11 protein-coding genes and 1 tRNA gene are annotated in these 12,563 nt (G+C 45.2%); 7 read left to right on the top strand and 5 right to left on the bottom strand.

The annotated features are described in order from the left end of the window. From ABJ081_00265 to ABJ081_00250, 4 genes are all read left to right on the top strand, one after another. A complete protein-coding gene (locus ABJ081_00265) occupies positions 1-387 on the top strand; it encodes an RNA-binding S4 domain-containing protein (protein ID MEP6355100.1) in 387 nt (128 codons plus the stop codon). 182 nt (positions 388-569) lie between these two features. Next, complete coding sequence (fdxA, locus tag ABJ081_00260; protein MEP6355099.1) at positions 570-908, top strand: ferredoxin FdxA; 339 nt, start codon at positions 570-572, stop codon at positions 906-908. A gap of 440 nt (positions 909-1,348) precedes the next feature. Next, entirely contained in the window at positions 1,349-1,951 is a 603-nt protein-coding gene (locus tag ABJ081_00255) for a CarD family transcriptional regulator (protein ID MEP6355098.1), read from the top strand. Between the two features lie 155 nt (positions 1,952-2,106). Further along, entirely contained in the window at positions 2,107-2,976 is an 870-nt protein-coding gene (locus ABJ081_00250) for an RNA polymerase factor sigma-32 (GenBank protein MEP6355097.1), read from the top strand. A gap of 48 nt (positions 2,977-3,024) precedes the next feature. Here ABJ081_00250 and ABJ081_00245 read toward each other — a convergent pair whose 3' ends face one another. The 3 genes from ABJ081_00245 to ABJ081_00235 all read right to left on the bottom strand — a co-directional run bounded on the left by ABJ081_00245 (position 3,025) and on the right by ABJ081_00235 (position 5,613). Continuing rightward, complete coding sequence (locus ABJ081_00245; GenBank protein ID MEP6355096.1) at positions 3,025-4,587, bottom strand: M48 family metalloprotease; 1,563 nt, start codon at positions 4,585-4,587, stop codon at positions 3,025-3,027. Beyond that, on the bottom strand, positions 4,584-5,411 hold the full coding sequence (locus tag ABJ081_00240) for a hypothetical protein (protein ID MEP6355095.1): 828 nt from the start codon (positions 5,409-5,411) through the stop codon (positions 4,584-4,586). The genes ABJ081_00245 and ABJ081_00240 overlap by 4 nt, the downstream gene beginning before the upstream one ends. Before the next feature lie 125 nt (positions 5,412-5,536). Continuing rightward, positions 5,537-5,613, bottom strand: a tRNA-Arg gene (locus ABJ081_00235). A 279-nt stretch (positions 5,614-5,892) separates the two neighbouring features. On the opposite strand from ABJ081_00235, the gene ABJ081_00230 reads away from it, so the two are divergent. Both ABJ081_00230 and ABJ081_00225 read left to right on the top strand, forming a co-directional pair. Further along, positions 5,893-8,427: a DUF3772 domain-containing protein gene (locus tag ABJ081_00230; protein ID MEP6355094.1), complete on the top strand. Its 2,535-nt coding sequence runs from the start codon at positions 5,893-5,895 to the stop codon at positions 8,425-8,427. Continuing rightward, positions 8,428-8,970: a CAP domain-containing protein gene (locus ABJ081_00225; protein MEP6355093.1), complete on the top strand. Its 543-nt coding sequence runs from the start codon at positions 8,428-8,430 to the stop codon at positions 8,968-8,970. 31 nt (positions 8,971-9,001) lie between these two features. Here the strand turns inward: ABJ081_00225 and ABJ081_00220 are convergent, their stop codons facing one another. Together ABJ081_00220 and ABJ081_00215 are read right to left on the bottom strand one after the other, a co-directional pair. Then, a complete protein-coding gene (locus ABJ081_00220; protein MEP6355092.1) occupies positions 9,002-10,135 on the bottom strand; it encodes a GNAT family N-acetyltransferase in 1,134 nt (377 codons plus the stop codon). A 144-nt stretch (positions 10,136-10,279) separates the two neighbouring features. After that, positions 10,280-12,088: a long-chain-acyl-CoA synthetase gene (locus ABJ081_00215; protein ID MEP6355091.1), complete on the bottom strand. Its 1,809-nt coding sequence runs from the start codon at positions 12,086-12,088 to the stop codon at positions 10,280-10,282. A 214-nt stretch (positions 12,089-12,302) separates the two neighbouring features. Between ABJ081_00215 and ABJ081_00210 the strand changes: the two genes are divergently transcribed. Then, positions 12,303-12,527, top strand: a complete 225-nt coding sequence (locus ABJ081_00210) for a sulfurtransferase TusA family protein (GenBank protein MEP6355090.1) — start codon at positions 12,303-12,305, stop codon at positions 12,525-12,527. Positions 12,528-12,563: the final 36 nt, after the last annotated feature.

Genomic DNA, 12,563 nt, shown 5'->3' with positions numbered 1-12,563 from the left:
ATGGATCATCACGCAACACCAAAGCTGAGAATAGATAAATGGCTTTGGTATGCGCGTGTCTTAAAATCGCGCTCACTGGCCTCAAAAGTTGTTCAAGCAGGCCATATACGGGTGAATAGCGACAAAGTATCTTCTGCTAGCTATGGTCTTAAAGTGGATGATGTTTTGACGATTGCTATCCACGAACGCATTCGCATCTTGAAAGTTGCAGCACTTGGCACGCGACGTGGTCCAGCACCCGAGGCGGCGCTTTTATATGAAGATTTGACACCACCAGAAGATCAGGAGAGCGCAGAAGCGCGTATGCAGCGCACACCATCACCAGAGCGTCGTCCGGACAAGCGAGAAAGACGAAAGATTGACGAATTCAAAGATGGGTTCCGTTGAAGGGTCTGTTTTCTGGCATTTTAGAAAGAAATACTCTTTTAAATCCATCGTGCGCAGTACACTTGCCTTGAGTTTTTTTCAAAAAAGCGATAGATGCGCGGTGACGATTATATGTTTCATCAAATTTGATGGGTGTCAGGCTTGTTTTGGTTTCAAGCAGGGCCAGAATTCAGGAGAATACCTTGACCTATATTGTGACGGACAATTGTATCAAATGTAAATATACCGATTGCGTTGAGGTGTGCCCGGTTGATTGTTTTTACGAAGGTGAAAACATGTTGGTTATTCATCCAGATGAATGCATTGATTGCGGCGTATGTGAACCTGAATGTCCGGCAGAAGCAATTAAGCCCGATACTGAACCGGGTCTTGAAAATTGGCTGAAAATTAATACCGACTATGCTGAAAAATGGCCGAATATTGCTGAGAAAAAAGATCCTTTGCCTGAAGCAGAAGAGTTTGATGGCAAGACCGGTAAGCTGGAAGCGTATTTCTCAGCAAAGCCCGGTGAAGGTGATTAAGTTTAACCTTAGTTAATGCTTCATGAATTAATTAGGGTGCTTTAACCCTATCTACACAACCTTAGGCTGCAAGGCAATCAAGCGTTGTTTTTTAAGCGTTTTTGTGTTATAAGTAATTTCTAATGCAGTCTAATCGTCCTATTTATTCCTCATTTAAGGAAAACAAAATCTCTTAATTTGTTAAGATTTTGAATAGCTCCAACTTCAATGAAGATGGGGCTAATTGGGTGCCTATACTGTGGCGGAGTTGTAATTGAGTAAGGCGTCTTTGGGCGTTATTAGCGGGATTTAATTGAAGCCCGTTAAGAGCAAGCCGAAAAGTGTCGCTTCAGTTCAAATATCATACCCTTAGGGGTGTGTAGGGTATGAGAAAAGGGAACTCCTTGATCTTGTGCTTTTTATTTGAAACGCTGATAAACAAATTAGGAGTAAGATACCGAATGACCACGACTAAAAAAATAACACAGCGTCAAGGTTTTAAAACAGGTGAGTTTATTGTTTATCCCTCACATGGAGTAGGTAAAGTTATTGATATCGAGGAACAAGAGGTGGCGGGACTTACGCTAGAGCTTTTTGTTATCGAATTTGAACAAGATAAAATGCTATTACGGGTTCCAACGGCTAAAGTTGAATCAGTGGGCATGCGTAAAATTTCTGAAGACGCAGTTATGGCGAAAGCAATGAAGACGCTTCAAGGCCGTGCGCGGGTTAAGCGTACGATGTGGAGCCGCCGTGCGCAGGAATATGAAGCGAAAATCAATTCCGGCAACATTGGTTCTGTTGCTGAGGTTGTGCGTGATCTTTTCCGCGCTGAAGATCAGCCAGAACAATCATATTCCGAACGCCAACTTTATGAGCAAGCGCTTGATCGTTTGGCTCGTGAAATTTCAGCCGTTGAAAAGCTTTCATTGACTGAAAGTATTCAAAAAATAAAAGAAAACCTTGATAAAGGTCCACGGCGTGGTGCTAAAGCTGCTGAGGAAGCAGCTACAGAGGCCGCCTCGAGCACGGATGCAGACGGCAAACAGGAAGCTGCTGCATAATTTCTGTGATTTTGAATGTATTTATAACCGGTCTGGGTAACCCAGATCGGTTTTTTGTTGCTCGTTTTCTACGGATTGATCCGTTTGAGAGTTGGTTATGATCTAACACTGCTTGGTTTGCGTAATTATATAAACCCAGTAAGTAGGAGATCGAGATGAGCGCGTTTGGTGAACCTCCCGTGAAATTTATGAAGGCTGTTAAGCAAGCCCGTTATCTTTCTCGTGAAGAAGAACAAGATCTTGCTATTCGTTGGAAAGAGCACAACGATCAAGAGGCTATGCACCAAATAGCCCAAGCCCATATGCGGCTGGTTGTTTCCATGGCTGCCAAAATGCGCAACTACGGACTTCCTATGAACGATCTTGTTCAAGAGGGGCATGTTGGACTTTTGGAAGCGGCGTCCCGTTTCGAACCTGCTCGTGAGATTAGGTTTTCAACCTATGCCACATGGTGGATTAGGGCATCTATGCAGGACTATGTCTTGCGCAATTGGTCGATTGTCCGCGGTGGAACAAGCTCAGCTCAAAAAGCATTATTCTTTAACTTACGTCGTTTGCGTGCCCGCCTTGGGCAAGGAGAAAACGGCTTGTCCGGTTATTGTCTGCATCAAGAGATTGCAACTGCGATTGGTGTTTCCACCAAAGATGTGGCTGCGATGGACTCACGCCTTTCAGGGACGGACCAGTCGTTGAATGTGCCGGTGAGCGACGATGAGGGATCGGATACGCAAAGGCAGGATTTATTAGCCTCAGATTTGCCACTTCCTGATGAGATTGCCCGCAATCACATAGACGGTCAACGCCGTACTGATTGGTTGAAATGCGCTCTTTCAGTCCTGTCTGAGCGTGAACTAGGCATTATTCAAAATAGACGTTTGAGTGAAGATGGTGAAACTCTGGAATCGCTTGGCAATGCTCTGGGAATTTCAAAAGAACGCGTTAGGCAGATTGAAAACCGCGCGATGAAAAAAATGAAAGAGGCTTTGTTGAATGAAAACGCGGATGTTTCTTTCTTTGTGAACTAGTGGCTAGTCGCCCTTAAACAGTCCGCCATCTCAATTCATCACCCTTAATTATCCTGAAATATCATCGGTTATTGTTTTCACAAGAGTGCCAGGTGGAATAGCCTGACCCGGCTTTAATCCATTTAAAGCGGTGAAAGCCTGATCCGGATTTGCCACCAATCCTCGCATGCTTCTTGATAAGGTGAAGCTGGTATCACCACGCTTTGTTTTAACGATGCGGATACGCAGCGGTGACAGATTACTTGCTTCTTGCGCGCTTAAACTGCGAAAGCTTGTGACAGTAGAGCTGACGGCACGGTCAAATTTCAGGCTAGGCTTTTTGGTTGCAAAAATCATCCTGTATGTTGAGTTTTGAGAGCGAATGACGGTAATTTTGAAACTCCATTCACCAACTGCCGCCGTTGCTGAAGCTGCTGGCGCGCCATTGATTGTGAAGCTTTTAATAGATTGAGGGTTAAGTCCGACAAGCCAGCCTGCTTGCATATAATCGGATAATGTCAGATTACCGGGTATTTGAACGCCGTCAAAGCGTATGGAGTCACCGTTCTCTGCTCTCGCCAAAACCGCTTCTCTCCTATTGTCTATAATATAGCCAGCAGGTACGGAAAATGTGAACCTCAATTGTGGATGGAAAAAAGAGCGGTCACGAACGAAACCTTCAGAAGGGTCATCGCCAAAAACAGTATTGTTGAGTGCATTTAAATATGTATTGCGATCTCTTTTGCCAAAACCAGGGGCGCCGAATTGTCGGGCGGAAATGCGCGCTTGTTGAATACGCCGCGGTGTTGACGGGTGAGAAGATAAGAAGTCTGGAGCTGCTGTCTTGTTTGTAATAGTCGCTGTCGTGCGATAATTTTGATATTGCGCCATGGTCTCAAGGAATCTTGCAGCAGCATAAGGGTCATAGCCCGCACGGCCTGCATTGCGCACGCCTATAACATCAGCATCGAGTTCTTGCGATTGTGTAAAGGCTGCAAGGCTTAATTGGCCGCGCTGTTGAATGGATTCCAGTGTTGATGAATCGCTAATAACACCTTCTACAGCTTTTGAAATGAGTTCCGCTTTGCGTGCCTGTTTGAGGCGCGCTTGGCCATGTTTGCTTGTGACATGAGCCATCTCATGGGCCAAGACGGCGCCAACTTCTGATGCATCATTTGCGAGCGTGAGAAGCCCGCGGGTCACATATAAAAACCCACCCGGCAAGGCGAAAGCATTCACCGCTGGGGAGTTTAGAATTGTGATCTGGAAGTCTTGCGAAGGTATCTCAGATTTAGCCACAAGTTTTGATACAATGCGCGCAATTTGATTTTCTACGCTTTGATTGGAGTAGACTCCCCCGAAGGTCTCAATAATCCTTTTATCTTCCTCGCGGGCTGCGTTTATCAAAGCTGTGTTGACCCGCCGTTGAGGTTTTGGTGGGATTTTTTTAGTTTCAATAACATTGCCGTTAACTGTCGCTAGCACCGGTTTGTTACTATCAGCACCGCCGCGTACAAGGCCTAGTTCTGCACAACCAGCAATGATGAGTGCGATCAAACATAGTGCGAGCGTTCGGATGGATGAAAATCCATCACGATCTTTGATTGTCTTGCTATAAAATTGATTTATCACTCGTGCAGCATCTCTATTTGTAATGGGTGATCGATTCGCATACTGGGCCCATTGTATATATCTATAAAACCACGCAATTTCAGCCGCTTCCCCATAAGATTAGAAACTGATTTAAAGTGTTTTTGGAGTGATCCTTTGCTATCTCCAGAAATCACAGCTGTAAAATCACTTTTCCATTCATCTCCGAAATTCAAAAATATATTATTCTTTGAACTATGTGTTTTTAATACGACGCCTTCAATAATCGCAAAATCTCCCTCCAACTGCCATAAAACTTTATTGTGTGATGCATAAAGAGGTGCAAGTGGGTGCGTATTCTTGTGTGATGTATTTTGCTTCTCGTGTTGTTGTAACGCTTGTTTGAGATCATCACTATCACAATAGTCCTTACGGGGCTTTTTTTGTGGCTCAGGCATGAAGAGACCTTTGCCCGATTTTATGATGTACGACTGGGACCATTTTTTTGAACCATCTACATTGTTTACAATGATCTGTGCGGGTATCCGGCGATATCTATCCGGTTTTTGGGATGCTAAAAACGTTATCGTTTTACTGGCAAGATGGCTCTTCAAAAATTGGATTGTTTCTTTGGGTATTTGATTATCAGTAGAGGTGCGCGGGAAAAAAATATCTGCGAATTTTAGGTGCCTTCCATCATCGAGAACAACCTCGGCATCTTGGCTAATTGATATGGCTTTAGCTGTTTGGACGCGTGCGTTGTAACAATGATCAATTAAATCGCTGGCGGTTTCTATAATTTCAAGCTCAGTTTGGGCATATGCGTTGGTGGCGATTTGCGCGGGTATAAGAGCGAAAAGAGCCAATAAATTTATGATGGTTTTTGTGGGCCGCGCGATCATAGGGGAAATTTAGCATATTCGATCAGCCTTGTAAGCTTTGCAATTCTATATGCATAACGGGCCAATGGTAGGCGTGAGAAAGCTTGGCGTGGTGATCCCGACGCGATTCGAACGCGTGGCCTTCGGATTAGGAATCCGACGCTCTATCCAGCTGAGCTACGGGACCAGACTATCTGCATATCAAAGGGCTTGTATTGAGGCTAGAGCAAAGTTTACTCACATGTGCTCAATCTACGTGTTCTAGCTATTGGGCTTCGCGAACGAATAAGGTAGTAAGAGAATTATAGCTTCAATGTTGTTTTAGATGAGTTGATCCATTTTTTTGAATTGTACGCCAATGTCATACATGAACTACTTGAAAACATCACTAACCTTTAGCGTTATGTTGGTCTTTTTGGTCTGCGCTTCCTCGTTTGGGTATGCGCAAAACAATCAAGATAGTGCAGTGAAACCACCTAATGTCGATCAGAGGATCGAGGGATGGGCTGCCGAGCTTGATCAGATCATGAGCGCTATTAAACGGGGCAGTATTACGAAGGAAGAGCTGGTCGCTTTCCGTGAACGGGTGACCAATATTCGTGATGCCTCGATTCAGTTTTCTCAAGAATTAGAACCGGAGGTACAGAATTTATCGGTTCGACTTAAAAAATTGACCGAAGCTGAAAATGGCATATTGGTGAGTGATACCACGCCGCCTCCGGCTGAAGATACTGAAAATGCGGTGGAGCAAGGAAAGAGTGAATTATCGCCAGACAATGAAGAGCGAGCTGAAAATGCTACGCCACTTGATGCGCCGAAGAGCGATGATAGAAAGAAGCCGCAGTCTGATGCAGAGAAGGCATTAATAAAAGATATTGCCGAGCTCGGTGGGCAAGTTACCACGCTTAATGCGCAGCTTGGCCGGGCGCAGGTTATTGTTTTGCGCAGTGATGAACTTATTGAAGAAATAACAGAGCTGAGGCGCACAAAGTTTACTGACCGATTGTTAGAACGATTTAAGTCATTGATTTTGCCTTCGTTGTGGATTTCATCAGCCAAGGAAATTGTGCCTTTTACGAGTGGTGTGATTGCCATATTGACGAGCGGGGGTAATCGGGTCTTGTCCGAAGCGCCAACGGCCTTCTTCTCCGCGCTTTTAGGTGCGATAGCTCTTGCTGTCTTGTTGTTAAAGTTTTTCCGTCCTTTGCGACTTTCATCTCCTACTTCAATGAATGACGATGAAGATCGCTCGCATGCTTTTTACGAAAGACGGGGATTTAACGCACTCCAACAAGTTTTGCGAAATGTCATTTTGTTTTCGCTGGTCCCTGCTCTTGTTCTGGTGGTACTCAATCAGGTCGGTGTGCTTTCACCTAGTTTATCCGAGCTTTTATGGGCTGTGCTTGAAACCCTGATTTATTATGCCGTGGCGCGTGGTTTAAGTCAGGCTATTCTGGCACCGAAGTTTCCTGCTTATCGGCTTGTATCGATCAGCGATGAAATGGCTCAATATATCCATCGTATTACGATCATATGCCTGACAATTGCGCTTGTTGGCTTTCTTGTTGTGGATTTTGCACGCACACTTGTCGCCTCGCTAGACTTTATTGGTTTCGTTTATGGAATCATGTCTGTGTCTTTTGCTGGTGTGGCTCTGGGGGGATATTTTTATCGACCTAAAGAGGTTGATATGCCTGAACAGCATTTTACTGATATTTTGATTATCAGATTTCTTGGCGTCTTTGTTTTTGCTGGATTTTTGATTGCTTTGTTAGCGCCGTTCTTGGGATATACCTACCTCGCGGCTTTCTCGGTTGGGCAAGTTATTATTGCGGGTATTATCGCCGCGATCCTCTATATTTGTTTTGCGCTTATCGATAGCTGCCTTGGAACACAGACGCCGACACCTGATGATGGTGGTGTTCCAATCATTCACACCAGTAATGTGAAAGAGCAGCGCTATACTCAGATGATGATGCTCTTGTCAGGGGTAGGTAAAATTCTTCTTACCCTGCTTGGTCTAAGCTTTTTTGCGGCGTCTTGGGGATTTGATACCACTGGCATCTGGGATGACTTGCTCAACCTTTTCCGTGAAATTAAAATTGGCGAGTTTTCGATTTCACCTGCGATCATTGTGACTTCTGTGATCGTATTGGTAATTGGTATTCTAATAACGCGTTCATTCCAATCATGGCTTTCGACGCGATTTTTACCGACCACGCGACTTGATATAGGATTGCGTAATTCGATTGTAACCGGGATGGGGTATCTTGGTTTCATTGGCTCGGTGATGATTGCATTTTCGCAAGCAGGACTGGACTTAAGCAATCTTGCGATTGTTGCTGGTGCTTTGTCACTTGGTATTGGTTTTGGATTGCAGAGCATTGTTAGTAACTTTGTTTCGGGAATCATTCTTCTCGCTGAAAGGCCGATCAAGGCCGGTGACTGGATCATGGTTGGTGGCGAAGAAGGCACGGTGAGAAAAATCAACGTGCGCTCTACAGAGATTGAAACTTTTGATAGAGCAACGGTCATTGTGCCAAATGCGGACTTCATCTCAGGGTCTGTCAAAAACATGATGTACGGCAATAAGATTGGTCGAATTATTATCAATGTTGGTGTGGGTTATGATAGTGACGCCAATGAAGTGCGTGAACATCTGCTGGAGGTAGCAAAAGCACACCCTCTGCTTCTTACTTATCCCGAAGCACAAGTTGTGTTTATGGACTTTGGTGCCAGTTCGCTTGATTTCCAATTGCGCGGGTTTATTGCTGATTGTGGAAACAGTCTTTCAGTGCGCAGCGATCTTCGTTTTGCCATTTTTACCAAGCTTAAAGAAGCGGGCGTTGAGATTCCTTTCCCACAACGTGATTTGCATATTAAAACGACTCAAGGTGATGTGATGCAATATGTTGCTTCTGATGCTGAGCCGACGACGCAAATACAGCGCAAGGACCAGCGTATGAGCGCTGAAATTGAAAATGATGCGGGGGATGATTAAGTGATTAATATAATAAAGATGATGAGCCGCCCAGCTGCTCTGACGACGTTTTTTGGTCTTACTTTATTCTTGTCTGCCTGTGCGGAAAAACCTGCTCCGGTCGTTGAGAATGCACCTCCTGCTTTTTATCGCAATCTTGAATCAGCAGGGTCTATTCTGGATCTGAAAGATGCGGCACGGACCATCTCAACGTACCGTGTCTCTAAGGGATTAAAACCTGTCGTGATAGACACAAACTTGGTAGCTCTTGCGCAAAGTCATGCAAATGCGCAGGCTAAAGCTAAGAAGATTGGGCATTCGATCGGTGGATCATTTAGAAGTCGCATACGGCGATTGGAAAACAAGCGCGGTCACTCCGTTGAAAATCTGAGTGCGGGATATCGTAGTTTTGCTGCGGCTTTTTCGGGATGGACTAATTCAAAAGGGCATAATGCTAATCTTTTGAACAAAAAAGTCACGCGTATGGGCATCGCAAAAGCGGTCAATTCGAAAAGCAAATACAAGGTATTTTGGACGCTGATTATGACCAGTGAACCGCAGTAATTTGGTTTCACGATCTAGAGTGAATATTCTGCTATCGGTTTAATATAGATTTCAATTTTTGCTTTGTTTGCTGCTTTAGCTGTTCTGCGTGCTTTATGGCGTTTGCTTGAGTTGATTGAGCCGGTGTTGAAAAAATAATATTTTGTACGCATACACGCTCGCCCCATATGGCATTGGCTATTTCATTATTTGCAGCGGCACATGAATCAAGCCTGAAAGGTTCGCCGCATCCCATGACTGGGTCGGCAAATCGTGCAAGAAGTTGGGTGCCTGGGGAGCATTCTTTGTAATTGTTATCAAAAGCTGTTTTCCATGAGAAGGTCTCACCATTTATTTGAAATAGGGTAAGGGCGGCCAAAACGGTTTCACCAGCTTTGAGTGTAGCTACCATGGCTGATTGTCGTTGAGCTAGTTTGAGGGCTGCATCACGTGCAAAGTCTGCATGGAGCTTATTGCTTAGCAGCGCGGTATTATTGCCGCCTTTCCAACCCACTTGTTCAAGGCGCATAAAGGCTTCAAATCTTGACGGGATAATTTCTGGGTCGCGGCAAAGGTCTATCTCAAGTTTACCCAAATGAGCGGTGCGCTCGCCCAGCCGTCTAAAACGACGATCCAGTCCTTGGCGTCGTTGTTTTGATAATGTTGCGCGGCGATAGGTTTCGCCCGGTTCGCTGCTTTGTAGGGCTGCGCGATGATGTGTGTCGATGACATGGGTCGCTATAATATCTTTTGATAGCGTGCCCAATTTAGGGAGTTGCTTCAAAGCATAGGCAAGAAGGGGGCTGCCTGTTTCATTCATTATGCCAAGTAGCAGTGATTGAAATGCCGTTTCATCGGCTGCTGCGATCAGAGGTGTTCCCAACGGGATATAATCGTGCGTCCACAGTACGGCAACCTTTGGTCCGACTTTCATCACGCGTTTTAAGGTGAAGGGAGCGAGTGCCGCCAAAGAGCCATCGGGGTTTGTAAGGGTTGCAATTTTTATAGTGCCCGGGGTTGCAAGGGTCATTGCCGGGATACAAAAATGTGGATCCCAAAATGGATTTGGAACATAGGCACGTTCGCTGAGGGCGCGCCAAGCAGCAACAAACTGCGGTGATAATGCTGCTTTATCGTCGATGATTTGGAACATCGGTGCAGCCTGTTGTATGGCGGTTTCTGGCAAGAATTGTGGACCTTTTATCGTAGTTAGCCCAGTATACCGAAAATACTTTTACAAAAGCTTTTATATTCTCAATGAGGTTAAAACAGCTAGAAGTTAGTTTTTTGACCTATTGTGGGTACTCTATAGTGCTTTGAAATATATGTTTTAAAGCCTAAATTCACCATTTTCTATGCGTTGATATAGCTCTTGATTTATGGCGATAAAAGACCCTTCTTTTGGTTTATTGAAGTAAAGCTTGTCATTTATTTTATCAGGATTGAAGCCTTCTTTGACAAGGTCAACTTTGCGTTGTTTAAACGTGCCGGTGGCTTCCATTTCCTCTTGTATGCGGATAAAAAGAGGACGCGCGTAATCAGCTAATTCTGCGTAAATATGTGCATGGAATTTAACCAAATCAAAATCGTCATCAACCACAAGCGATACCATGCCGGCGCGGCCGTCCATGCCCTTGATCTCAACGCCATAGACATTGGCTTCTTTTACCCCGCTAAACACAGTGATGGCTTCTGATACCTCGGAGGTCGCGACATTTTCTCCCTTCCACCGGAAGGTGTCGCCGATCCGGTCGATGAAATAAAAATAACCCATTTCATCTTTGCGGATGAGGTCGCCAGAGCGGAACCATGCATCGCCTTCTTCGAATGCACCTCGAATGATTTTCTTCTCTGTTGCCACCTTGTCTGCATAACCTTCAAAACGCTGTGCAGGTTTTGAAGGATCGTTGAGAATTTGACTGATAGCTTCGCCAATTTCATTCGGTGCGCATTTGACGAGATAGCCGTCTGCGCCGCGCACAGGCATTTCAGTGTCCTGATCGAATTTGACGATCTCGGTGACAAATTTCTTCTCCGCCCATTTAGGCAAACGACCAATGGCGCCTACTTTCTGGTCAAAGTTGAAAAAGACGGTATTGCCTTCGGTTGAGGCATACCATTCCAAAATAAAGGGAATTTTGAAACGAGTTTGGAATTCTTCCCAAATGTCTGGCCTAAGACCATTGCCATCAACAAGGCGTATCTTATGCTTTGCTTCTTTGGGGTGAGGGGGAGAGTTGAGAAGGTAGCGGCACAATTCGCCAATATATTGGAACATAGTGCAATTGTTGTCAGCAATATCATCCCAGAAATGGGTGGCAGAGAATTTGTCACGAATAAAGACAGACCCACCCATGGTGAGCGCTATCCCAATTGCCATAATGCCGCCGGCAGTATGATAGAGCGGCAAGCAGACATACATGCGATCATTGCGGGATGATTCAGTTGCGGCGGCAAATGCATTCATAATTGCCATCACGCGATAATGGATGATGTTGGCAGCTTTTGGCAGGCCTGTTGTGCCACTTGTGTAAATATAAAGAGCCTTATCTCCTGTGGTAAGAGGAACAATCTCGCCACCACTTAAGGGTGCATCAGATATTCCATTCAGTGCTTTATCAAGCCGAGGGAAGCTGCCGTCAGACCCGTAAAGCCACGGGTTTATATCGCCATCAATATGGGATGTTGTGCCTTCATAAGCATCTGCTAGTTCTGCATCGATGATGCATGCTTTTGGTGTGACGATGTTGATGCAATGGGCAAGCGATGCTCCAGTTAGATTTGTGTTCAAAAGCGCGCAAATGCCACCGGCACGAATGATGCCAAGCCATGCAGCAACATATTCTGGCTTGTTGGGCATCAGAAGCGCAACGCAGTCGCCTTTCTTGACGCCTTGGGCTTGTGCCCAGCGCGTGTATTGGTTTGCTCGTGCATTGAGCTGGTTGTAGCTCATGGTGGTGTCTGTGGATATAAGCGCTGGTCGCTCACCATGTTCTGCTGCCAGATCAACCATCATATGCGAAAATGTATAGTTCTTGTTTTTCGCGACTTTTGTCGTACGCTTTAGGGTACGCAGTGCAGCTCTTAGATAGATGAACTCGGTTTTCAGGCGCGATAAAATACCCATTGTCTCTCCCATTTTTCTGGTTTTGCGCTATTTGTCCCCCGCCAAATCGCGCTCAGAAGTATTCTTTTTACTTGATCTGCGTTTGCACCTCGTTGCTTTTCTGTCAAAGCGACAGGCATGTAATTTAAAGATCAGGTCGTATTTTCTATAGTGTTGCAGAGATTTCACCGTTCTGCTAGCGCTAGTTGATGAAAGTTGAACGGATATAATGCAGGAATGATCGCCCGTGAGTGAGACAATTTTGGATGTGAAGGGGTTGAAATGTCCCTTGCCGGTTTTGAAAATTCAAAAAGCAATGAAATCTCTCGCGTCAGGCGATATTCTGGAAGTCCACACCACCGACCCCATGTCTGTTATTGACGTGCCCGCCTATTGCAATGAGAGCGGCAATGGCCTGTTGTCACAGGTGAGCGAAGACGGCGGGCATATATTTAAAATTGAATGCGCTTGATGCTGTGGTATTGGGCGTCTGCTCTATAGGGGCAGT

This window comes from Hyphomicrobiales bacterium (assembly GCA_039989895.1).
Lineage (GTDB): Bacteria > Pseudomonadota > Alphaproteobacteria > Rhizobiales > JACESI01 > JACESI01.
The sequence above is the reverse complement of the archived record's forward strand: the minus strand, read 5'-3'. Positions and strand labels throughout refer to the sequence as shown.